13 protein-coding genes are annotated in these 24,944 nt (G+C 52.5%); 8 read left to right on the top strand and 5 right to left on the bottom strand.

What is annotated here, in order from left to right:
• The first annotated feature begins 126 nt into the window (after positions 1-126).
• Together K3T82_RS22010 and K3T82_RS22005 are read left to right on the top strand one after the other, a co-directional pair.
• Positions 127-1,305, top strand: coding sequence for a glycosyltransferase family 4 protein (locus K3T82_RS22010; protein WP_220195701.1), 1,179 nt, complete (start codon positions 127-129; stop codon positions 1,303-1,305).
• Positions 1,306-1,541: 236 nt separating this feature from the next.
• On the top strand, positions 1,542-2,597 hold the full coding sequence (locus tag K3T82_RS22005) for a glycoside hydrolase family 5 protein (RefSeq protein WP_220195700.1): 1,056 nt from the start codon (positions 1,542-1,544) through the stop codon (positions 2,595-2,597).
• 77 nt (positions 2,598-2,674) lie between these two features.
• Here the strand turns inward: K3T82_RS22005 and K3T82_RS22000 are convergent, their stop codons facing one another.
• Complete coding sequence (locus K3T82_RS22000) at positions 2,675-4,048, bottom strand: GNAT family N-acetyltransferase (RefSeq protein WP_220195699.1); 1,374 nt, start codon at positions 4,046-4,048, stop codon at positions 2,675-2,677.
• A 414-nt stretch (positions 4,049-4,462) separates the two neighbouring features.
• Positions 4,463-16,792, bottom strand: a complete 12,330-nt coding sequence (locus K3T82_RS21995; protein WP_220195698.1) for a non-ribosomal peptide synthetase — start codon at positions 16,790-16,792, stop codon at positions 4,463-4,465.
• A gap of 356 nt (positions 16,793-17,148) precedes the next feature.
• Here K3T82_RS21995 and K3T82_RS21990 point away from each other — a divergent pair, with 356 nt between their 5' ends.
• Both K3T82_RS21990 and K3T82_RS21985 read left to right on the top strand, forming a co-directional pair.
• The gene (locus tag K3T82_RS21990) at positions 17,149-17,526 is read left to right on the top strand and encodes an ArsR/SmtB family transcription factor (RefSeq protein ID WP_220195697.1); all 378 of its coding nucleotides are present in this window, start codon (positions 17,149-17,151) and stop codon (positions 17,524-17,526) included.
• Positions 17,527-17,589: 63 nt separating this feature from the next.
• Positions 17,590-18,738 carry a cation diffusion facilitator family transporter gene (locus K3T82_RS21985; RefSeq protein WP_220195696.1) on the top strand — a complete coding sequence of 383 codons (1,149 nt, stop codon included), beginning with the start codon at positions 17,590-17,592 and terminating at the stop codon, positions 18,736-18,738.
• 176 nt (positions 18,739-18,914) lie between these two features.
• Here K3T82_RS21985 and K3T82_RS21980 read toward each other — a convergent pair whose 3' ends face one another.
• Complete coding sequence (locus K3T82_RS21980) at positions 18,915-19,706, bottom strand: phytanoyl-CoA dioxygenase family protein (RefSeq protein ID WP_220195695.1); 792 nt, start codon at positions 19,704-19,706, stop codon at positions 18,915-18,917.
• Positions 19,707-19,890: 184 nt separating this feature from the next.
• Between K3T82_RS21980 and K3T82_RS21975 the strand changes: the two genes are divergently transcribed.
• The 4 genes from K3T82_RS21975 to K3T82_RS21960 all read left to right on the top strand — a co-directional run bounded on the left by K3T82_RS21975 (position 19,891) and on the right by K3T82_RS21960 (position 22,685).
• Entirely contained in the window at positions 19,891-20,670 is a 780-nt protein-coding gene (locus K3T82_RS21975) for a helix-turn-helix transcriptional regulator (protein WP_220195694.1), read from the top strand.
• Between the two features lie 22 nt (positions 20,671-20,692).
• Positions 20,693-21,391 (top strand): DUF1345 domain-containing protein, encoded by a 699-nt coding sequence (locus K3T82_RS21970; RefSeq protein ID WP_220195693.1) that lies wholly within the window; start codon positions 20,693-20,695, stop codon positions 21,389-21,391.
• Positions 21,392-21,526: 135 nt separating this feature from the next.
• Positions 21,527-21,814 (top strand): DUF1330 domain-containing protein, encoded by a 288-nt coding sequence (locus K3T82_RS21965; protein ID WP_220195692.1) that lies wholly within the window; start codon positions 21,527-21,529, stop codon positions 21,812-21,814.
• 169 nt (positions 21,815-21,983) lie between these two features.
• Complete coding sequence (locus K3T82_RS21960; RefSeq protein ID WP_220195691.1) at positions 21,984-22,685, top strand: hypothetical protein; 702 nt, start codon at positions 21,984-21,986, stop codon at positions 22,683-22,685.
• A gap of 9 nt (positions 22,686-22,694) precedes the next feature.
• Here K3T82_RS21960 and K3T82_RS21955 read toward each other — a convergent pair whose 3' ends face one another.
• Complete coding sequence (locus tag K3T82_RS21955) at positions 22,695-24,137, bottom strand: sensor histidine kinase (protein ID WP_220195690.1); 1,443 nt, start codon at positions 24,135-24,137, stop codon at positions 22,695-22,697.
• Positions 24,134-24,841, bottom strand: coding sequence for a response regulator transcription factor (locus tag K3T82_RS21950; protein ID WP_220195689.1), 708 nt, complete (start codon positions 24,839-24,841; stop codon positions 24,134-24,136). The genes K3T82_RS21955 and K3T82_RS21950 overlap by 4 nt, the downstream gene beginning before the upstream one ends.
• Between the last annotated feature and the right edge of the window lie 103 nt (positions 24,842-24,944).

Genomic DNA, 24,944 nt, shown 5'->3' with positions numbered 1-24,944 from the left:
GAGGTGGAGACGTGGCAGATGAATATTATTAGGAATATGGAATAACGCAGATATAATGACTGACTTAACAATAATAACCGTGAGATCCCTTGACCAGGGACCTCCTAACGATAAAGGGAGTTCAATATGCGTGTCGCTATTGACTTGATGATTGCTGAAAAAGAGCCCGGTGGAATGCTTTATGCTACGCGCGCTTTGCTGGAGGGTTTAGCACGCATTGATCGAGCCAATGAGTATATTATTATCACGACCCGTCCAAAGGAATACAAGGAACTTGCCAGTGCGCCGTCCGTGACTATCTATCCGGTGAAGTTACGTACCTGGCGTGGGATTCTTATTCAGCATCAGTTGACTCTCCCGGATATCCTCAAGAAGATCAAGCCAGACGTGCTACATGTGCCAACCTTTGCTGCCCCCATCGGCTGGCATGGTCCATTGGTGATGACTGTCCACGATTTAGAGTTTCTGAAAGAGCCTCATCAATCGTCCCTGTATACACGCCTCTACTGGCAATACCTGTTGCGTGAAAGCGTGCGCCGCGCTCAGGGCATCATTTCGATTTCAGAGGGTACAAGCGAGGAGCTACGCACCCTCTGGTCTATTGACGATGAACGCATCCACTTGATTCATAATGCCCTTCGCCCTTCGTTGAGTCTGGATACGGTAAATAATGCCACACGGGCTAAAATGCATCAACAGTATGGGAAACAGTATATACTACATGTAGGGCGTATTATTCCACGTAAGAATGTGGAGACGCTGATCGGAGCCTTTGAATTGCTTGCAGAGCGCCTCCCTGATTTGCATCTAGTGCTGGTAGGTGGAGAGGGACATGATAGTGCGGGAGTTGTTCACCAGGCTCGGAATTCCGCGTATCATGAGCGCATTCATCTTGCGGGCTGGATTCCAGATGAAGATATGAGCGCGCTCTATGCCTCAGCGGAGGCTGTGGTGGTCCCATCTAAGCATGAGGGGTTTGGTTTACCTGCTTTAGAGGCGATGGTATGCAGGACACCTGTTATTGCTAATTACGAGGCTGCTAGTAACGAGATCGCTGGCGATGCCGTGGTACGCGTAGATTGCGAGGATGCCTCGAAGCTTGCCGAAGCGATTGTTGAGGTCGTCTCCGATCAGAATCTCCGTGCGAAACTTATTCAGCGTGGCGCCATTCAGGTTGAACCGTTTACTTGCGAGAGCACCGCACAGGCGACTCGTGCCGTTTATGAGCAGGTCGTAAGTATGTCCCAGGCAACTGAAAAAGGTGCGAGACTTCGGGTCAAAGAAATGTCTCCGCGTGCTCGTTGATCAGGTTGGTAGGCTGTGAAGGCAGAGGTAGATTGTGGTCGTGCTCTTGGGCGTGGCTATAATTCATATCAAATGCGCCTCTTGGCGCGAAGTGAGTGCACATGTTTAGAAGAAGACCTAAGCAGGCTATGATCTTCCTCCTTTTCTTGGCTCTAATTGCGTCGATTTTTGGGCTTGTTAGTAGGGCTGCGGAGCATAGTGAGACTATATCTTCTCTTCCTCAGGCTACTCCAACGATGAAACATAAGCCCTCGTCTCTTACAGCTTATTATGTTGAGGGCAAGACGATCTTCGATAATTATGGGAACATATATGTTCCATACGGTGTACATAGCACTGCCCTGTTTCAACCCAATTGGCGTCATAGTTACGATTACAAGAACTTTACTCAAGCACAAATTAAGGCCGCACGTACATTTTGGCATGCCAATGTCATTGGGTTTCAGATTTCGCGAGAGAATTTATTTCCTGATCGGCAGAACCCAGATACGCCAGATGAGGCATATTTAGCCGCTCTAGATAGAGCCGTGGAATGGACGACGCAGGAACATATGAATGTGATCTTTAATTTGCAAACCGAGTCGTCCACCAATGAAATAATGGCTACCCAGGCCGATATCCCCTTCTGGCAGTTGGTTGCTAACCGCTATAAGGACAATCAAAGGGTTTTCTTCGATGTCTTCAATGAGCCGCGCGACTTTTACGATTGGAACCTCTGGCAGAATGGTGGTGTACATAATGGTGTGTCCTATATAGGAATGCAGCAACTTGTAGATACGATTCGCCAAACTGGAGCACAGAACCTGATTCTCGTACAGGGTCAGGGAGCAGGCGAGAGCTTCGATTACTATAATTTTCGCCATCACCTGTTGAATGGGGAGAACATCGTTTATGCGATCCATCCCTATCTGAGCAATACTCAACACGCGACCCGGACCAACTGGGAAGACTGGTGGGGGCTGGCTGTACGCAAGCTAGATGTGCCTTTTATCGTCGGTGAATGGAATGAAACGCCTGGTAGCGGTTGCATCGCTAACGCTCGTACAGTGGCTCCCCAATTCCTTGCATATGTCCAGGAGTTGCATCTAGGGCTGATTGCCTGGGCATTAACTCCCGGCTCCCTTATTCGTAGTAATGGCGATCCGAATACTCCCTGGGATTGGACACAACTGACGAGTTTTGATACTCCCACCTATGCTTGCATCGATGATATAGTGTATCCCTACTTTGATCCGCAAGCTCAAGGTGGAGGACAACTTATCCTTCAGTTCTTACGCATTCACTCACCTTGAGGTACTTCCTGAAGTTGCAATGACCGTAAGGTCCCCTGCTGAAAATCATCAGCAGGGGACCTTAATTTGTCAGAAGCCTAGTTCCAGCCAAACACAAACGATGGTCGCGTGGGGAAGAGTGCCTTGAGCACTATCCGAGCTTCATTGCTGACCCATACATCGGGAAAGATCTGGCGTAAAGCTTCAATGCTGCGATGACCGAAGAGTACTGGCAAGAAGGTCAAGGGTGGAAATGCTGCGCTTTCATCAGAGTTGTGGAGCGGGACCCGCCAGTTTTCTACTCCTGTCAGGTGTCCGCGCTCAAAAATCATTCGTAGCCCTCCACGATAAAAGTTTAGTTTGAGATCTCCCGTATATCCTGCGACAGGGGAGGCCGCCAAACGTGCTTCAAGCGCGGGAGCGATATGCATCAGAAAGGCTGGAAGGTCCTTGACCCGTAAATACCAGGCATAGGGAGGCTCTTTGGGATAATCCAGTGCTTCGCCCAATATTTCATGAACTGGGTGGATGGTTCCCAGGGCAAAGCAGATCTCCTGGAGTGGAGGGTAATCGGATCGTGCCGGTTTAAGCGAGAGAGCGTAGGTACGGAGCGCACGTAGGATTGAGGGCATGACCTTGAGCTTGTTTACCCCTTCCCTCAACTCTAGCAGCCATACATACCATAGGTCAGTTGGGTTACCTCGACGCTTGGCATCGAACGCTATCATACCTACAGTCTCTCCCTTGTCATCTACGATCATCTGGAAATTGATGGTGTGCCCCAGTTCGGGATGACGTTTCCAAGTCTCAATCTCATAAAGCCACTGCTCATATGTTGGGCTCTCAGCAACGATGCCGCTTTCCTGGCGCTGTTTATAGAGCTCTATGAGTTCAGGAATATCTGATGCTGTAGCTTCGCGCAAGGCAATCGGCTCTGGTTCTCCCAGTTTCGCTTCAGGGATGAGCGCGAGAGGAGTCGCGCGCCTGTCTTCTAATTCAAGTGCGTATTCATAGCCAAATTGGCGATAGAAGTAAGAGATGCCGGTAATGGCCTGGACCATGTCACCGTCAGCCACACTTCTGGCGTGGAGCATCTCAAAGAGCGTGCGAATAAGTCCGCGATTGCGATACGCTGGATCGGTTGCGACCAGTTCGGGGCGTCCAACCCCGAAGGATATGCCCTCGTATGTCCAGGTATGCCTCCACCAGCAAGCGCAGGCTATCACCGGAGTTCCCTCTTTGCTGGTATCCTCAACAATCCCAAAGTCATCTGGTCCCATCAGGGGATTGTCGCCACTCATGAGCGCGCGTACGCTGTTCATATAGTTTAGATTTGGCGGCTCGTCAGCTCTTTCACGATGGACCAGACCATGAAAGGTCGCGATTCGCTCAATATCGGCGGCAGTTGACCAGCGCAATACCAGTCCCGCGCCTAAGTCATGACGAAATGAGCGATTGATAGCAGTTGACATGCAATTCTCCTTGTATAAGTGAACAAAAAGATGTGGAATAGGGCATACGAATGCCCGGGTTGTAGGAGGCTCTGAGGTACATCAAATGCGCCAATGCAAAGGATATAGTTTATCCTTTGGTGAGTTCGTGGGAAGTTTCACTCAGGTAAGGAAGTAGAGTTTACTCGCAAGTGGGCACAATGATCCCCTGGGCCAGTGAGGTATTGGGGTTATGATGCTGTGAAGGGATGGAGAACATGGTCAGAGAGAGGCTTTGGGCAGTAAAAAGAATTTGCTGCATAATTCTCTCCTCTTTCTGATCGTATTTAACAAATATTAGAGGTTTGCACATACAGAGTGCAAGCTTATTGTACCAGAAGAGGGCCGGTACTTGTCAAGTTCAGATATCGCCCCTCTTCTGTAGTTCAATGGATGTTATTCAAGCTTATTGATACAAGTGCGGAGCGCGTTTGCCAGGACATGAATGTGTCTGGTTCGGCTGGTCAGGTGATTACCCTCGACCTCATAAACCTCGATATCTGGCCGATTGGCTAGCTGTTGATCCCAGAAAATCCTCCTGCTAACAGGGAGTTCCTTTGCCCAGAAGACAGCAATCTTTCCCTGGCGTGGTCGTACCATGTAGTTAGCAGACAGCCAGTTGAAGATACTACTGTAGTTGGTGTGTAGCTTCTCAATAGACGGGAATAACCATTGGAAATTGGGATGTGGAAGATCAATCTCCTCTGGATCACGTTCGCCCTGCATCTCACGTTCCATCTTGAGAAGTGTCTGGTGCTCTTTATAAAGCCTAAAGTACTCGTAGAAGTGCAGGATTCGGAAGAAGAGCCTGTCCTGTAGCCGGATATTCAATGGAATTCCCTTACTGAGAGTGTGCATGCCTTTGCGTAGCCAGGATGAGAAGGTGGGAGCACTTCCAGGGTCCATCATGATCAGGTTCTCGACCTCCTGACCTGCATCCTGAAGCTGCCGCGCCATCTCATAGGCAATCAGCGCTCCGTTACACCAACCCCCAAGTAAGTAGGGACCCTGTGGCTGAATATTGCGCATGGCGACGATATGGGCTGCTGCCACCTCTTCTAGCGTTGGTATGACATCGAGGCCTGTGTAGCTATATGGCTCCAACAGATAGAATGGTCGGTCTGGCCCCAGTGCTTGGGAAAGCTTCAATGTATAGAATGCCTTGCCGTTCCAGTCGCCATGCAAAAAGAAAAAGGGCCGTTTTGAGCCGCTTGCCTGAACTGCGATGACAGGTGTACGTGTATCTTCTGGCTGATCCAACAAAATGTTCTCAGTGAGTCGTTCAATCGTCGCCCCCTTGAAAAGCATCGAGAGATGCAGATCTTTACCGCTTACGCTTTTTACCTGAGTCATCATACGCGCGGCTAGCAAGGAGTGACCTCCAAGAGTGAAGAAGTCGTCACGGATGCCTATTGGTCGCGTATCAAGTACCTCTTCCCAGATGTTGACAAGTTGGCGTTGCAAAAGTGTTTCGGGGGCGACATAGTTATTCTGCTCCGCTTCTCGCTCACTATTGGGAGTGGGTAGAGCGCGGCGATCAACTTTGCCATTGGGGGTCTGCGGCAGCTTCTCAAGGGTCACAAAGAGCGACGGCACCATATAGGCAGGGAGCGATGCGCTCAGGTGCTTGCGTAGCGCTTCGGACGCGACCTGCTGATCCTTCGCCGGAGCGACATAGGCGATGAGGCGCTCCTCGCGAACGATGGCGACGGCCTCACGTACCGCTTCATGGGCGTTGAGGATGGCTTCAACCTCCCCAAGTTCCAGGCGCATGCCCCGCAGTTTAACCTGCTGATCGACGCGACCGAGGTATTCCAGGTTGCCATCGGGGAGATAGCGTGCCCAGTCGCCCGTCTTGAAGAAGCGTCGCGCCGAGTCAGGATGCAGCGGATCGGTGAGGAAGACGGTCCTGGTGAGCTCATCGCGCTCGAAGTAGCCGCGAGCGACGCCATCACCCCCGATGTAGAGCTCGCCAGGTACACCAACCGGGACAGGACGCCGTTGAGCGTCGAGCAAGTAGGCGTGCATGTTGGCGATGGGCCGTCCGATGAGCACCTGTTGTGCGTGAGGTGGAAGCTCATAGCAGGTGGCATCGGCGGCGACCTCTGAGGAGCCATAGAGGTTGAGCAAGCGGCTCTGCGGCATTGCCGTCTGGAAGCGCTGTGCGAGATCAAGAGGGAGGGTTTCGCCGCTACAGATCCAGTGGCGCAGCAAGGGGACGCGAGCTTGCAGGTCAGGCTCGCTCTCAAGCAGCACACGCAGCAAGGAGGGAACCAGGACCAGGCGTGTGACGTGTTCACGAGCCAGCAGGTCAAGGAAACGCTGAGGATCTTTGAGCGTGTCGTCAGGGACAAGCACGATGCGGACGCCCTGCAAGAGAGGGCCGAAGGTCTCCCAGACGGCATCCACAAAGTTGAGGGTGGTCTTCTGGGCACAGACCTCGTCAGGAGCGAAGGGGAAGCGGTTCCACATCCACTGGAAGCGGTTGAGCGCTCCGCGATGAGTCCCGAGCACACCCTTGGGGCGTCCGGTAGAGCCCGAGGTATAGAGCAGGTAGGCTATGGAGTCCCCAGTCGTACGCGCCAGCGGGTTCTCCTGAGGTTGTTGCGTCAGAATCTCAGCCTCACGATCCAGACAGAAGGCGTGAGCATCCGCCAGAGGCAGCGCGTCGAGGTGTTTCTCCTGGGTGAGGACAAGGTGGATGTGGGCATCCTCAAGCATGAAGCGCAGGCGCTCGCGAGGGTAGGCGGGATCGAGGGGCACGTAGGTTCCGCCAGCCTTGAGGATGCCCAGCAAGGTGATGACCTGGGCACGAGAGCGCTCCAGCGCCACGCCAATGTGTGCTTCCTGCTCCAGACCCTGGCTCAGCAGGAAGTGCGCGAGTTGGTTGGCACGCCCATTGAGTTCGTTGAAGGTCATCGAGCCATCGGTGTCTATGAGGGCGATGGCATCAGGGGTGCGTTCGACCTGCTGCTCGAAGAGTTGTTGGATGGTTGCCTCACGGGGGTAGGGGGCATCAGTAGCGTTCCAATCGACTAGGAGGTGCTGAAGCTCCTGATCAGTGAGCATAGGAAGCGACTCGATGGGTTGCTCGGGGTTGGCGACCATGCTTTCAAGCAGGCGCTCCCAATGCGCCGCCATACGCTCGATGGTGCTGGCATCGAAGAGATCGGTGCTATATTCGAGCAGAGCCTCAATGTTCTCTGGATGCTCTGCTAGTTCAAGGGTGAGATCAAACATCGCCGAACCTGTTGGTATGCTCTCCTGTGTGAGGTCCCAGGAGGTAGTGAGAGTTGACGCTGGAGGATCAAGCGTTATCATGACCTGGAAGAGTGGACTCTGACCCGAGGAGCGGTCGGGATGCAGCTCTTGCACCAGGCGATCAAAGGGCATGTACTGATGGGCGTGCGTGCTCAGCACGTTCTCACGGACCCGCGCGAGCAGTTCGCGCACGGTGGGATTGCCTGAGAGGTTGCCGCGCAGAACCAACGTGTTGATGCTATAGCCCACCATGGTGTCGGTCTGCGGCACGCTTCGTCCAGCAGCGGTCGTGCCCAGCAAGAGATCTTGCTGTCCACTATAGCGTTCAAGTAAGAGGAGGAAGGCAGTGGTGAGAGTCATGTAGAGCGAGACATGCTCCCGCTGGCTCAGGTCCTTCAGGTGTGCACTCAGCGAGGCAGGCAGGCGGAAATGGTGGAGCGCGCCGCGATGAGAAGGCACGGCAGGTCGTGGGCGATCCGTGGGCAATTCGAGCAGAGTTGGAGCTCCCTCCAGCGCTCCCTTCCAGTAGCTGAGTTGCTCTTCGAGAACCGCTTCGGTAAGCCATTGATGCTGCCATGCGGCGAAGTCGCCCATCTGTGCCTGAACGGTAGATAATATTGGTGTTTCGCCCTTTACGAAGCCCTCATAAAGCGTCGTAAACTCACGTAACAATAGGTTTGTAGACCAGCCATCGGAGATGATATGGTGCATGGTGAGCAGCAAGAGGTGCTCTTGTGTGCCCAGGTGCAGCAGGGTAGCTCGAAAGAGCGGCCCCTGTTGCAAGTCGAAGGGGCGTTGCACCTCGCGAGTCATGAGGTGGTGAGCCTCGGCTTCGCGCTTTTCAACTGGTAAGTCTGCAAGGTGTGCTTCCTGAATGGAAAGCGAGCGAGCAGGTGAGATAACCTGAATAGGCTCACCATCGGGCGCGGAGAAGGCCGTGCGTAGAGCTTCATGCCGTTCGACAAGCGTATCCAGGCTCTTCTGAAGTGCTGGTATATCTAATGATTCGCGCAGACGAAGCGTGAAGTGCAGGTTATAGGATGTATTGCTCTCATCTAGTTGGTGTAGGAACCAGAGGCCACGTTGCGCGAATGTGGTTGGTAAGTGGATGGCCTGGTTAGGCTGTAGTAGTCTCTCCGTAGGTTGTAGTTCTGGTAACGTATCACTATTCGCCTGATCTTTTACCGCATATTCTGCGAGGCTAGCAATTGTTGGACGCTCAAAAAAGACGCGTAGAGGCGCTTCTACCTGTAGTGTGTTGCGTATGCGGGCTGCGACCTGCATGGCGAGCAGGGAGTGCCCTCCGAGGGCGAAGAAATCGTCATAAATGCCAACGCGCTCAACCCCCAGCACCTGTGACCAGATGTCTACGAGCTTCTGCTCAGTAGTGGAGCGAGGCGCGACATAGCTCTCCTGGTGTGCCTGTGCTGTAGCATCTGGAACAGGGAGAGCGCGGCGGTCGATTTTGCCGTTGGGGGTCTGCGGCAGCTTCTCAAGGGTCACAAAGAGCGACGGCACCATATAGGCAGGGAGCGATGCGCTCAGGTGCTTGCGTAGCGCTTCGGACGCGACCTGCTGATCCTTCGCCGGAGCGACATAGGCGATGAGGCGCTCCTCGCGAACGATGGCGACGGCCTCACGTACCGCTTCATGGGCGTTGAGGATGGCTTCAACCTCCCCAAGTTCCAGGCGCATGCCCCGCAGTTTAACCTGCTGATCGACGCGACCGAGGTATTCCAGGTTGCCATCGGGGAGATAGCGTGCCCAGTCGCCCGTCTTGAAGAAGCGTCGCGCCGAGTCAGGATGCAGCGGATCGGTGAGGAAGACGGTCCTGGTGAGCTCATCGCGCTCGAAGTAGCCGCGAGCGACGCCATCACCCCCGATGTAGAGCTCTCCGGGCACACCAACCGGGACAGGACGCCGTTGAGCGTCGAGCAAGTAGGCGTGCATGTTGGCGATGGGCCGTCCGATGAGCACCTGTTGTGCGTGAGGTGGAAGCTCATAGCAGGTGGCATCGGCGGCGACCTCTGAGGAGCCATAGAGGTTGAGCAAGCGGCTCTGCGGCATTGCCGTCTGGAAGCGCTGTGCGAGATCAAGAGGGAGGGTTTCGCCGCTACAGATCCAGTGGCGCAGCAAGGGGACGCGAGCTTGCAGGTCAGGCTCGCTCTCAAGCAGCACACGCAGCAAGGAGGGAACCAGGACCAGTCTCGTGACGCACTCTCTCGCCAGCAGGTCAAGGAAGCGTTGAGGATCTTTGAGCGTGTCGTCAGGGACAAGCACGATGCGGACGCCCTGCAAGAGAGGGCCGAAGGTCTCCCAGACGGCATCCACAAAGTTGAGGGTGGTCTTCTGGGCACAGACCTCGTCAGGAGCGAAGGGGAAGCGGTTCCACATCCACTGGAAGCGGTTGAGCGCTCCGCGATGAGTCCCGAGCACACCCTTGGGGCGTCCGGTGGAGCCCGAGGTATAGAGCAGGTAGGCTATGGAGTCCCCAGTCGTACGCGCCAGCGGGTTCTCCTGAGGTTGTTGCGTCAGAATCTCAGCCTCACGATCCAGACAGAAGGCGTGAGCATCCGCCAGAGGCAGCGCGTCGAGGTGTTTCTCCTGGGTGAGGACAAGGTGGATGTGGGCATCCTCAAGCATGAAGCGCAGGCGCTCGCGAGGGTAGGCGGGATCGAGGGGCACGTAGGTTCCGCCAGCCTTGAGGATGCCCAGCAAGGTGATGACCTGGGCACGAGAGCGCTCCAGCGCCACGCCAATGTGTGCTTCCTGCTCCAGACCCTGGCTCAGCAGGAAGTGCGCGAGTTGGTTGGCACGCCCATTGAGTTCGTTGAAGGTCATCGAGCCATCGGTGTCTATGAGGGCGATGGCATCAGGGGTGCGTTCGACCTGCTGCTCAAAGAGTTGTTGGATGGTTGCCTCACGGGGGTAGGGGGCATCAGTAGCGTTCCAATCGACTAGGAGGTGCTGAAGCTCCTGATCAGTGAGCATAGGAAGCGACTCGATGGGTTGCTCGGGGTTAGCGACCATGCTTTCAAGCAGGCGCTCCCAATGCGCCGCCATACGCTCGATGGTGCTGGCATCGAAGAGATCGGTGCTATATTCGAGCAGAGCCTCAATGTTCTCTGGATGCTCGGCCAGTTCGAGGGTGAGATCAAACATCGCCGAACCTGTTGGCATATTTGTCTGTGTGAGGTCCCATCTGCAGGTGTTCTCCTCCATTGGAGGATCGAGGGTCAAGAAGACCTGGAAGAGTGGACTCTGACCCGAGGAGCGGTCGGGATGCAGCTCTTGCACCAGGCGATCAAAGGGCATGTACTGATAGGCGTGCGTGCTCAGCACGTTCTCACGGACCCGCGCGAGCAGTTCGCGCACGGTGGGATTGCCTGAGAGGTTGCCGCGCAGAACCAACGTGTTGATGCTATAGCCCACCATGGTGTCGGTCTGCGGCACGCTTCGTCCAGCAGCGGTCGTGCCCAGCAAGAGATCTTGCTGTCCACTATAGCGTTCAAGTAAGAGGAGGAAGGCAGTGGTGAGAGTCATGTAGAGCGAGACATGCTCCCGCTGGCTCAGGTCCTTCAAGTGTGCACTCAGCGAGGCAGGCAGGCGGAAATGGTGGAGCGCGCCGCGATGAGAAGGCACGGCGGGTCGTGGGCGATCCGTGGGCAATTCGAGCAGAGTTGGAGCTCCCTCCAGCGCTCCCTTCCAGTAGCTGAGTTGCTCTTCGAGAACCGCTTCGGTAAGCCATTGATGCTGCCATGCGGCGAAGTCGCCCATCTGTGCCTGAACGTCAGACAATCTTAGTGTTTCGCCCTTCACAAAGCCTTCGTAGAGAGTTGCTGCCTCGCGCAGCAGCAAGCCAAGAGACCAGCCATCGGAGATGATATGGTGCATGGTGAGCAGCAAGATATGCTCTTGTGTGCCCAGGTGCAGCAGGGTAGCTCGAAAGAGCGGCCCCTGTTGCAGATCGAAGGGACGTTGCACCTCGCGAGTCATGAGGCGGTGAGCCTCGGCTTCGCGCTTTTCAACTGGTAAGTCTGCGAGGAATTCTTCCTGAATGGAAAGCGAGCGAGCAGGTGAGATAACCTGAATAGGCTCACCATCGGGCGCGGAGAAGGCCGTGCGTAGAGCTTCATGCCGCTCGACAAGCGTATCCAGGCTCTTCTGAAGTGCTGGTATATCTAATGATTCGTGGAGGCGCATTGTTGCCTGGAGATTATAGGCTGTGGTATTGTTGTCCAACTGATCTATAAGCCAGAGGCCACGCTGGGCATAGGATGCGGGAAGATGGATGCTTCCATCGCCTAGTTGCTGTCGCGGGGTGAGATGGAATGCTGGCATTTGCTCTTCCTTGCTGACGTTCTGGATCTCGGCAAGGCAGGCCGTGAGCTGAGCGATGGTTGGATGCTCAAAGAACTGACGTAATGGTAGGTCTATCTCTAGAGCAGTACGAACACGGGCTGCGACCTGCATGGCAAGCAGAGAGTGTCCACCAAGAGCGAAGAAATCATCATAAATGCCAACGCGCTCAATGCCTAGTACCTGTGACCAGATGTTGGCGAAGCTCTGCTCGGTGGCGTCGCGCGGCGCAACATAATTGTTCTGGCTAGCCTGTGTTGTGACATCAGGGATGGGTAGGGCGCGGCGGTCGACTTTGCCGTTGGGGGTCTGTGGAAGCTTATCGAGCGTCACAAACATTGAGGGCACCATATAAGCTGGCAGTGCGGCCCGAGCTAATTCACGAAGCTGATTCACCTCGGGGCTTTTACTTGCCTTTGGTAAGAGATAGGCGACGAGGCGCTGATCCCCCGGCGTATCCTCACGTACGATGGTTACTGCCTGTTGTACAGATGGATGACGTGCCAGAACATTCTCGATCTCACCGAGCTCAATGCGGTACCCTCGTAGCTTGACTTGATGATCAACACGCCCAATTAGTTCCAACGTGCCATCGTTTTGCCAGCGGGCGAGGTCTCCTGTGCGGTAGAGCCTGATCTCTTTCCCCTGGATGTTTACCAGTGGGAAGCGTTCAGCGGTCAATTCGGGGCGGCGCAGATAGCCGCGCGCGAGCCCATCCCCTCCTATATAAAGCTCGCCGGAAACTCCTACAGGGACCGGATTCTTGAAAGCATCGAGCACGAAGAGACTTGTATTGGCGATAGGATGCCCCACTGTGATGCGCTCCTCCTCTGAGCTAATCTGGCTTAGAGTTGACCAGATTGTTGTCTCAGTAGGACCGTACATATTGTAGAGTGCCTTCACGCGGGTCCGAAGCTGATGCGCAAGATCAAGAGAAAGGGCCTCGCCGCCACAGAGCGCTTTAAGATCTGGATTACCAGTCCAGCCAGTTGCCAGGAGGAGGCGCCAGGTAATGGGAGTAGCCTGCATGACACTAATTTGTTCACTGAGGAGCAGTGATGCCAGCGCGCTACCATTGGTCGCGACATCGCGAGAGGCGAGGATGAGACGCGCACCCACTAGCAATGGCAGATAAAGTTCAAGGCCCGCGATATCGAACGAAAGGGTAGTGACGGCCAGAAGATTATCTTGTGAATTCAGACCGGGCTGCTGACGCATGGAGAGCAGGAAGTTGAGTAGGGCGCGTTGCGGAATTTGTACGCCCTTGGGCTTACCAGTGGAGCCGGAGGTATAGATCACATAAGCAAGTTGTTCACCATCGATAGCCAGATGTAAATTTTCGTTGCTGTAAGTGGCGATCTGTTCGTGATCATTGTCGATAAGCACAGTATGCCTGGTGGGTGCTGGAAGCGAGGAGGCTAGAGCTTGCTCTGTGAGAAGCACAGGAACCTGTGCATCTTCGAGCATAAAGGCGATGCGTTCAGATGGATATGTAGGATCGAGAGGCAGGTAAGCTCCCCCTGCTTTAAGAATGGCGAGCAAGGCTACGACCATATCTAGCGAGCGTTCAAGGCAGAGTCCAACCAGCTCATCCCGTTCGATACCCAGCGTTCGCAGGTGACGTGCGAGTTGATTGGCGCGCTCGTTCAGTTCGCGATATGTAAGGCTTATTGTTTCAAAGGTCACCGCTATTGCTTCAGGAGTGCGTTCCACCTGTTGTTCGAAGAGTGTATGGACGCCAGCATTGCGAGGATAGTCCATCTCCGTATGATTCCAGTCCACAAGAATCTGTTGGAGTTCCTTGTCTGTGAGCATGGGAAGGGACTCAACAGCCTGCTCAGGATTGGCGACCATGCTCTCGAGTAGGCGTAGCCAGTGTTGTGCCATACGCACAATGGTCGCTTCATCGAAGAGGTCGGTGCTGTATTCAAGGTGCCCAATGAAGGCGTCTGGCTGTTCGTCAAGCTCAAGGGAGAGGTCAAATTTGCTGCCACCTGTGCTTGTTGCCATGCGTGTGAGGGACCACGGCCCGACGGATGGTGTGGAAGGTGGATCAAGCTGAAGCGCGACCTGAAAGAGCGCATTCTGACCTGCTGTTCGTTCGATCCGTAGCTCACGCGCCAACCTCTCAAATGGAAGTGCCTGATGGGCATGAGCATCTAGCATCGTGTCACGGACATTCTTCAATAGCTCTCGTAGTGTAGGGTTTCCGACGAAGTTTGTTCGTAGTGCCAGCGTGTTGAGGAAGAGACCCATCACCTCGCGCACTTCGGGAAGCTGGCGGTCAGCTATGGAGCTACCAAGCACGATATCTTCCTGCCCTGTATAATGGTGCAAAAGAAGTTGGAAGGCCGTGATCAACGTTATGTAAGATGTCACCCCTTCCTGGCGACTGAAGGTCCTGACTGCCTCACTTAACTCTTTGCTCATGGTAAAGATATGCGTCGCGCCGCGCACGGTTGGATGCGCAGGGCGAGGGCGGTCAGTAGGTAGTTCCAGCGTTCCAGGTGCATCGGCAAGCTGGCGCTTCCAGTAAGCCAGGTCTTTTTGAATCCTGGCTTCGCTCAGGGTTTCACGCTGCCAGAGCGCGAAGTCCGCGTATTGAACCGGCAATGTGGTGAGTTCTGGCTGCTGGTTGGAATCGAAGGCAGTGTAGAGTCTCTGGAACTCGTCGAAGAAAATGCCAATCGACCAACCATCCGAAATGATATGGTGCATAACGAGTGCCAGCATATGCAGGTTCGATGTAAGTTGGTAGACTGTTACCTGCCAAAGTGGGCCGCGTGCCAGATCAAAGGGGTATGTTGCCCTCTCGCTGATCTGGTGCAGCGCCAGAGTTTCGCGCTCAACCTCCGGCCCGTCAGAAAGATCGATTATTTCTAAGGGGAGATCCGCCTCTGCCGCGATGATCTGGTATAATTCATCATTAGCAAGTGTAAAGCGAGTGCGCAGGCTCTCCTGGCGCTGCTGCAAGGCTTGTAAGCTCGCGCGAAGGGCCTCAATGTTTAGCTTGCCTGTGAAGCGCATCATAGCTGGAATATTGTAGCCAGTATTGCCCGGCGTCAACTGGTCCATGAACCAGAGACGCTGCTGCGCGAAGGAAGCTGGGACGACCTGTTCGGAAGCCGTCTTGTTAACTTGTTGGCGTGGGTGCAGTGGTGGAAGGGCCTCTTCCTCTCGTTCCAGCCCATGCTCAATATAGGCCGCGAGCTGTGCGATGGTGGGCGCTTCGAAGAGAGCGCGTAAAGGAAGCCTGATCCCTAATGTGGCATAGAGCTGTGAAATAACCTGGGTTGCTGAGAGCGAGTGTCCGCCAAGGGCGAAGAAGTCATCATTAACGCCGATATGTTTGATGTTGAGCACCTGTGACCAGACATCTGCCAGGGTATGTTCAGTAGGTGTTTGTGGTGCGACAAATTCGGTCGATAGATTGGCGCGTGTGCTCGTATCGGGCGAGGGCAAAGCGCGGCGGTCGATCTTGCCATTTGGGCTGAGAGGTAGTTGCTCCATTTCGACAAAGGTCGAGGGCACCATATATGAAGGGACATGGCGAAGCAAATACGCTTGTAGGTCGCTAATGCTACCAGACTGCTCATTACGCCAGACAATATAGGCGACCAGGCGTTTATCCCCTGGTACATCTTCGCGCACGATCACCGCGACCTCGCGTGTGGCTGTATAGTGTCCAATCGTGGCTTCGACCTCACCTAATTCAATGCGGAAACCGCGCAGTTTGACCTGGCTATCAATTCGCCCCAGGTACTCTATCTCTCCTCCTGGTGCGTAACGCGCGAGGTCACCTGTACGATACAGGCGCGCCTGCGGGTCCTCACTGAATGGATCAGGAATGAAACGCTCGGCGGTCAACTCTTCGCGATTGAGATAGCCCCGCGCGACGCCGATACCACCTATATATAATTCCCCCTGTTCACCTACGGGTACGGGTTGACCATCGCTATTTAGAATATAGATGCGGATATTAGCAATTGGATAGCCAATAGGCACGATATGGCGTTTGCTTTGGCGCTGACACTCCCAGTAGGTCACATCGATGGCGGCCTCTGTTGGGCCGTAGAGGTTATGCAACGCGGCCTGATGGCGCGCAAAAAAACTTTCCTGAAGTTCGAAGGGTAATGCTTCACCGCTGCAAATCACCTGTCTCAGGCTATCGCACTGCTCTAGATCCGGTTCGGCGACAAAGACCTGTAACATTGAGGGGACAAAGTGGAGGGTTGTGATGCTCTCTTGCTGGATCAGCTTGATGAGGTAAGCGCTGTCCTTATGCCCTTCAGGGCGCGCCACAACAAGCCTTGCCCCCGTCATGAGCGGCCAGAAGAACTCCCAGACCGAGACATCAAAGCTAAATGGTGTTTTTTGTAAAACGCAATCTTGTGCGGTAAGTTGATATGCGTCTTGCATCCATTGCAGGCGGTTGCAAATGCCCTGGTGAGTATTGATAACACCTTTGGGTTGGCCTGTAGAGCCGGAGGTATAGATCACATAGGCCGCGTTTTGCGGTTCGATGAGATCTATAAGATCTTCTCGCTCATGTCGGGCAATAGATTCCCACTCCGTATCCAGGCAGAGAAGGTGACATCCCTCGGCTTCTAAACGAGGTGCTAAGTGCGCTTGTGTTAGCACCTGTAGACCATGTTGGCTCTGGGTAATGTCCGCCAGCATAAAAGCGATGCGCTCGTCAGGATAGGTTGGATCAAGAGGAACATAGGCCCCACCTGCTTTGAGAATACCGAGGAGGGCTACAACCATTTCAATCGAGCGTTCCATATAGACACCTACAAGTGTCTCAGTTCCGACGCCCAATGTACGTAGATGGTGCGCGAGCTGGTTTGCGCGCTCGTTGAGCTCGCGGTACGTTAGCGTCTTTTGCTCAAAGGTTAGCGCAGGTGCATCAGGGGTGCGTGCGACCTGTTCCTCAATCAACTGATGTAGGCTTTGAGTATGTGGGAATTTCTTTGCCGTGTCATTCCATTGGATGACAACCTGCTGATATTCTTCTTTAGAGAGTGTAGATGTAGAGGGATATTCGTCTGATTTATAGCTATTTGCAAGGCGTTTCTCTTGAGCTGATTTTCTCACAGTTGACATTATATTGCAATCCTTAACTACGTCAATGTAATGCTATACATATACTTGTGAAGCTGAATCAGTGCGGTCAGGCGTGAGGCCACGAAGGTATCTTTGAGGTCCATCCCACCAACTCTACGCCGCCGGGTAATATTATTAGTATGTGTCTACTGAAGTATAGCCTGTACAATTCCGGTTGTAACGTTTAATGGCCCGATAGTCACCTTATGCTCTCATTTTCTTAACCTCCATTGTGTTATAAGCTCGCTGTTGATATTTGAAATGTGTTCATTCTGTGTTACTATATGAGTAGATGCTCAGGTACGAAAATATATTTTGAGGAAGAGAGTAGAGAGATGCTGAAAGAAAATCAGCCGATGCCTATAGATACAGAAGCGGTCGAGGCTGCGCGAGGGCATGCATTAGCGGAGCCGCACCTCCTCATGATTGTTGAGACTTTTCAAGCTCTGGCGGACCCCACGCGGGCGCGTATCCTCTATGCGCTAATTAGCCATACTCTCTGTGTACGAGATCTGGCGCTTGTAGTTGGTGTCTCAGAGTCGGCGGTCTCGCATCACCTCCGCTTTCTGCGAGATCGCCGCTTGGTAAAGTCCAGGCGTGCTGGCACCACCATCTATTATTCCGTGGATGATCAGCATGTCGCAGCACTCTTTAGAGAGGCTGACCATCATGTCGATCATGTGCGACGTGGCCTGCCCGATCATCCTTACACTATTTCTCCTCACCAGGACTAATCCTGTGGGTAGGTCTTATCCTGTTTTCCGCGAGAAGATAGACAAGTTATAGGAGTCGCAATCATGTCGGACCAGGAAACATCGGAACAGCAACAAGCCCATAACCATGCTGATATACAGCCGCATCAGCATGTTGACACTCATCATGCTGAGCAAGGTCACCACCATCATACTTCCCATGAGCATGCTCATCGCCATGGCATACTGGGTCGGATGATGGATGCCATTCCCTTTCTACATGGGCATAGCCACGGTGAGGTTAATGTAGATACCGCTCTGGAAACGAACGCACGTGGTTTGTGGGCGCTCAAGATCTCACTGCTTGGCCTGGGGTTGACAGCCCTCTTCCAGGTTATTATTGTGCTCATCAGTGGAAGCGTGGGGCTGCTTGCCGACACAATCCATAACTTTTCGGATGCCTTTACCGCTATACCCCTTGGAATTGCGTTTGTTCTGGGTCGCAAGCTTGCGACGCGCCGTTATACATATGGTTTTGGGCGTGTGGAAGATCTGGCAGGTGTCGTCATCGTTGTGATGATCTTCCTGAGTGCCGTGCTCGCAGGCTACGAGAGCATTATACACTTACTATATCCAGAGCCGTTGCGTAATGTCTGGTGGGTCATGTTGGCATCCGTGATTGGTTTTTTGGGTAATGAAGGTGTCGCGATTCTGCGTATTCGCGTAGGGAAAGAGATTGGTTCCGTTGCCCTGGTTGCCGATGGACATCATGCGCGTGTGGATGGGTTAACCTCTCTCGCGGTATTACTTGGAGCACTTGGGAGCTTGCTCGGCTTTCCTCTGGCAGATCCGATTATCGGACTTCTCATCACTGTAGCCATTCTCTTCATTGTTAAGGATTCCATAGTTGCGATGTGGCACCGCCTGATGGATGCTGTAGACCCTGAGATTATTGACCGTCTCGAAAGTGCGGCAAAAAAAACACAAGGAGTACTTTCAGTACAGAATGTTCGCGCGCGTTGGTTGGGCCACTCACTCGCCGCTGAAGCGCAAATCGTTGTCAGTGAAGACCTCTCACTACGTGAAAGCAACCTACTTGTTGAGAAGGTTCGCCATAGCCTCTTTCATGCACAGCCTCGCTTAACAAGTGTTTCGGTTCAGGCACGGCCCGATGGCCTCAGCGGTCGTGAGGCCGCGAACCTGACTGCCCACCACGAACGTTGTACTTCTTATAGTAGTATGCAGAATTCTTGATCTACTCCAAATGTAAACATAGCACTTTAGCCTATGTGGCCCTCCAAATTCCGAGTTTTCAGTTCAATCGCTCTAAATATTGCTCTAATCAAAGACAAGCCGGAGGATGGTTATGATACACCACCCTCCGGCTTGTGTGTTCCTTTCAAGTAGCCTGGTTTAGAACTGAACGCGTGTTATGCGTAGTTCTCACTCTTATCATCTTCAAAGATAAGTGTATAGTTCTCATCCTGGCTGGATTTTGTGCGCGCATCCATATAGCATACGCTAAACGCGCGGCGAGCTATGTCGGTTGAATTGGTATCCGAGCGATGGAGTAACCAGTTATGCAACAAGACTACCTCACCTGCCTGTAATTCAAGATACATGCTTTCTTCGGATGAGGAGGCTTCAACCGCTTGTTCCTCAGTCAGAAAGCCCGATACATGTTTGGAATTAAGTAAGCCCCGCTTATGGCTGCCTGGAATGACCTCGACGCAACCATTTGCTACAGTCGCGGGATCAAGCGCCGTCCAGATTGTGATAAGAGGGTCGCGATCCAGATAGGACCAGCGGTCCTGATGCCAGGGTAAGAGCGTTCCCTGATGAGCAGGCTTATTCATGAACATGGCCCGAAAGGCTGCTACAGGTGTCCCTTGTCCATATATACAAGCGCAAATCTCTCTGAAGAGTGGGCGCTGCATATATACCATAAATTCAGGATCATGCTCTAAATCTTGAATTTTTCGATAGGCCAGGGTGGCTCCTTTGAAACCCTTCGATTGAGCGCCAGCGTTATTGTATTGCCCATCGGGGCTGTCAAGCTGCATTAAGAAGCGACCATAATCGATATCCGCCTTGCCAAGCATGATGTCATTAATGCGCTGCTGTAAGGTTGCCAGAGCGTCATCGCTGAGCACCTTTCCCAATTTAAGATAGCCATCGCGTTCGTAGTGTTGCCATTGTTCGGGAGATAGCAAGGTTGACATAGCAAGTTCCCTCCTTTGTTTTATCTAGCCACACATACGCCTGAGCAAATCTCGCCATCGATCAGGCGGCGTTAGCGAATGCTCTAGAACTAACCATTCAAAAAGGTAGGTTATTTTGAGTATACTGGTGTTTAAAGGGTGAATAAATGGAAATTCTGCCAAAGCTTTGTGGGATCTGATAACGATGAAGAATACAGAATTGCAAATTCTAACTGGCAGCGTCACAGAACAATGTACACATAGAGTCGACAAGCATCTGGATGGCTATTACACAATTCAGTTCATGGCAAGAGGTGGTGTTGAGCTCTTCTATGATGAGCAGCACTTCAAAATGGAAGGAGCCTGGTTCTGGCCCGCCTATCCAGGACCACATATTCGCTTTCATGTCGCGCCCGGTTATGCCAGTTGGGAGCATCGCCATATCGCTTTCCGAGGCCCTCTCGTTCAGCAGTGGATTACAGAAGGGCTCTTTCCTACGTCTCCTCAACCTGCTTTGCCGAACAAAGACCATCGCTCTGCCTTTGATCAGATACTCGCGCAGATCAGGCGAACGGATCATTGGGGAATGCGTCGGGCTATCCATATGTTAGAGGGTTTGCTGATTGAACTGGCTGAAGCTCGTGCGCAATCCATCCTCCAACGCCCCTGGATACAAGAAGTGCTCGAACTCTTCGTGCATGGAGAAACTAACTTCATTCCCAATTACGCCCAACTAGCGCGGCGCTATAATATGAGTGTGAGCAATTTCCGCCGTCAATTTCGACAGGCAACAGGTATTGCAATTCACTCATATGTGCTTCAATGCCGTATTGCCAGGGCCAAAACCTTGTTGACTGAGACCGACCTGCCTATGAAATCTATTGCGCAAAAATTAAACTATAGCGATATCTACTACTTTTCACGTCAGTTTCGCGAGTTAACAGGCATCACTCCAACCATGTATCGTCAGAACCAGTATTTATAAGTGAGTGGAGGCTCAATTTTTCATGAGTTTAAGTAGCGGAAACAATGTTTCAAGTTCCAGTTGTGAGAGCAATGGGCAGAAGCCTCTGTCTAAAGGGAAACGTGAAGCCTCCCGTTGGGCGGCGATTCTTGGTACTCTTACGCTGGGCATTATCTACTATTTTCTCCCAGCAAGGCTCCGATTTGGCCCTGAGTGGCTATTATTGGCGATAGAGATTATAGTGCTTCTGCCTTCAGTGGTGTCGCTAGTCTTGAAGCGGCGTTTACCGCACCTTCCGGCGCGTGTTCTGTCACTATTAATATTAGGTATAGTTACAGTGGCTCTGATTATAGGTGTGTTCTCGCTGATCATTACATTGGCAACATATACGGGTAAGCAAGCACGAACTCTGCTCTATTCAGCTATCCTGCTCTGGCTCTTCAACATCTTAGTCTTTGCGCTCTGGTATTGGGAGATTGACGGAGGTGGTCCAGTAAAGAGGCACCAGGCTGGTCATCAGGCTGCGGATTTGCAATTCCCGCAACAGGTTGGAGGGAATGATAGTGGTTGGGTTCCACACTTTATGGATTACCTCTTTGTATCCTTTACTGCCGCCACTGCGCTTAGCCCAACCGATACCATGCCCCTGACTCGTCGAACCAAAGCTCTGATGATGATTGAAGCTTTGACTGCTATGTCGCTCATTGTTCTCCTTGCCTCACGCGCTATCAACATTTTGTAAATGCCTTGTTTTATGGAGCGTATAATATCCTAACGCTTGATCTCCAGTAGGGCATATAATGATCTTGAAGAGTCGCAATGGCTCTGTACTTTTGCACTCTGGAAAATGTTGAAAAGATGAAAGGATGTGTAACATATGGCCGCTTATTTTCTAGTCGATGTTCAGGTGGAGGATCAGGAGACATATGCGGAGTATCGCAAACTGGTTGGACCAACACTTGAGTTCTATGGTGGTAAATTTTTAGCACGTGGCGGTGCAACAGAGACGATTGAGGGAGATTGGCGGCCTCAGCGCTTTGTGATCATTGAATTTGACGATGCCGAACAATTCAAGCGCTGGTATAATTCGCCCGAATATATGCATGCCAGGGAGATTCGTTTTAAAGCCTCCACAGGTAGAGCGATTTTGGTTCAAGGAGTCTAGCCTGATAGGCGACGTTGGGTGTTTATGATCGTTCACAAAACGAACGTGTGATAGAGAGCCTTTCTCATGATGGACTCCTGAAAATTGGGTCATTAGACCCATACATAGCTTCGATTGCACACATATACTCATGTTATCGAGCTTATATATGAAGGAAGGATCATGTTTCATGGAAGAGATTCCTCACCCAACGCATATCTACCGGAACATCCTTGTGCTCATACTCGTTGTTGCCTCAGTCTTAAATCTCACAATGGCAGGTTGGACTAGTTTCACTTCATCACATATGGATGTGAGCATGTTCTGGATCATTGCTCTTGGCACCTGCGTGCTCCTGCTGAGCGGAGGACTAGCGCTGTATGTGACACGCGACGTTCCATCTATTCGCCGTATAGGATTGTGGGCAGGGATGCTGTTTGGGACTATCTTAGGTGCGTTGATGGCGATCGCAGCTTCTGGCCCTAATGATGCTGCAATGGGAGTTGCTTTTCTTACGCTTCTACCCTGGTTCTTCCTGCTTTCACCGCATAATGGCCTCTTGATGGCTCTTTTTGTGCTCTCGCCGCATATAGTTATGATTCTTGTTCTTGGTGGAAGTGCCTTTTGGGCCACTCGGCTTTCGGGTAAAGTGCGATCAGGCATTGGGAGCGTGCTCTTATTGACATGTATAGTGACCTGTTTCACGATCCTTGTGGGATTTGTAATGACCTTCGTGCTGGGCAAACTGGATATGTTAAGTATGTATGATGCCTGGGGTATGCTTTTCGCGTTACCCTTCCCAGCATTGCTGGTCTATACTCTGACGGTGGGTACACTTGGAGCGCTGCTGGGTCGTATAGGCACCCAAAGAATGGTACCCTCAATCCTGTAGTAGTAAACTTCAGTGCTTGAGTGGCTCCGATTCTTGAGTGAGTATGGCTGGTTCTTGTGCTGGTCTGGTTGGGACTCCCTCTATTAGAGGCAAGCTGATAATAGCGGTAGTACCTCGACCAGCAGCGCTACTCAAATTTAGGGAACCACCATGTTCAATGGCTATAGCTCTGGCGATGGAGAGTCCAAGCCCGGTCCCGCCAGCGGCGCGAGATCGCGCCTTATCTACGCGATAGAAGCGTGCGCCGAGATAGGGAAGGTGGTTCGCTGCGATACCAATGCCTGTATCGCGAATTCCTAATAGAGCTTGTTGTTTCTGCACTGAGGTCTGGATTATCACCTTCCCTCCAGTCAGATTGTACTTGATAGCGTTATCTAGCAATATCAGAAGTGCCTGCTCGATTAGGAGTGGATCGCCAAGAATATAGATTGGATGGGGGGTCTCTAATTCAAGGGTAATTTTCTTTTGCTGGGCAAGGGCTGTGACTCGACGTGCCCCTGCTCTCGCTATTTCCTCAAGGGACACTATTTCATGTTCGCGGTGTTGCGTGCCTGCATCAAGTCGCGCCAGAGTCAGCATATTACTGGCAAGGGTTGTCATATGACTGGCTTCAGTAACAATATCCTCCAGTAGCTCTCTATCATCGGCATTAGTGTATGAGCTTGAGCGTAGTAATACTTCAGCATCAGCACGTAGAAGCGTGAGAGGCGTCCGTAATTCATGTGAAGCGTCAGCTATAAAACGTTGTTGATTGTTCCAGGCAACGTGAGCGGGTACCAGTGCTCGCTGTGCCAGAAATAGCCCACCTACAAACGCACCGAGCAGAGCAACGCCACCAATGGAGAGCAGAAGTGTGAGCAGAATCGAAAGCGCTGATTCCTCTGTCTGGACAGATTTTCCTACCAGAATTACCCCTGGAGAGTTTGATCCATTGGTATTGGGAATCACTAAGGCGTAGCGGTAGAGCGTGCCCAGCGTGCTCTTTGAATCAATGATATCGCTTGCTGAACCATCATGCATGGCCTGCTTAACGAGTCCTATATCAAGGAATGCGGAGGGTAACAGATTCACACCATCCTCTGGTTGAAGCCTTGCGTTCTGATCAAAGCAAGCGAGCAGGAATGGCTCATCGCGGCCTACGCTACCCTCGGGGTGCGGGAAGCCAAAGGTCGGTAAAGGAGAGTTACAGGCAAAGTCGGGCGAATTTGTAAGCCAGTCGCGAGCATGCCTGTGCGCGAACGAAGAGAGATCTTGTTGAATGGGTGAGAGCAAAAGTTGTTGAACGCCAAAATAGAGAGCGATTCCAAAGAGCGCAAGTGCTATACCCAGAACACCGCTGTACCAGAGGGTCAGGCGCAGGCGTAGCCCTTGGAAAATGGCTGTTCCTGGTTCATTGGCGCGGCGACGCCTTTGCGACTGAATCCGCTGAAGTAGCGCTAACTTATTACTCATTGCACTCCTTCCCTCTCAATACGCATAGGGGCGGCTTCAATCTTGTATCCAATGCCACGCACGGTCTTGATGAGTGGTCGCGAGAAACCTTGATCAATCTTATCACGCAGATAGTGGATATAGATATCAACCACATTCGAGAGTGCTTCCAGATCATAGCGCCAGACGGAGTCGGTAATCTGAGTACGTGTGAGAGCCTGACCAGGGTGACGCATAAGATATTCAAGTAGTGCGAACTCTTTGGCCGTCAGCTCAATAACGCACTCTTCGCGTCTGGCTTCATGGCGCACAAGGTCGAGTGTTAGATCACCAACTTGAAGCATTGTTGTGACCTCGAAGTTTCTGTCACGTCTGCGCAGGAGTGCATTGATGCGCGCGAGTAGCTCCTCCATCGCGAAGGGCTTGGGAAGGTAGTCATCCGCGCCAACATTGAGACCCATAACACGATCTTCAATGGCCCCGCGAGCTGTAAGCATCAAGACTGGAGTAATAACGCCATCGGCGCGCATCTGGCGGCATATCTCGAAACCATCATATCCAGGTAACATTACATCCAGGATGACCAAGTCATAAGTGCCGCTCTCAGCTAGCTCGAGCCCATCTGGACCATCATAAGCAAGATTGACAGTGTGGGATTCTTCCTGTAGCACACGACGTAGCAGATGTGCCAGGCGCTTTTCATCTTCGACTACCAGAATGTGCATAAGAGCTGACCTTTCTTATCGAAGAGAGGGATTAGGATAATTGCCTCTCCGGCTTATCATAGCAAATTTTGACATAGTAGGCGTGCCCCTATGGATCATGCTT

Source organism: Ktedonospora formicarum (assembly GCF_016587355.1).
Taxonomy (GTDB): Bacteria; Chloroflexota; Ktedonobacteria; order Ktedonobacterales; family Ktedonobacteraceae; genus Ktedonobacter; species Ktedonobacter formicarum.
This window is presented reverse-complemented; position numbering and strand designations above follow the sequence as displayed.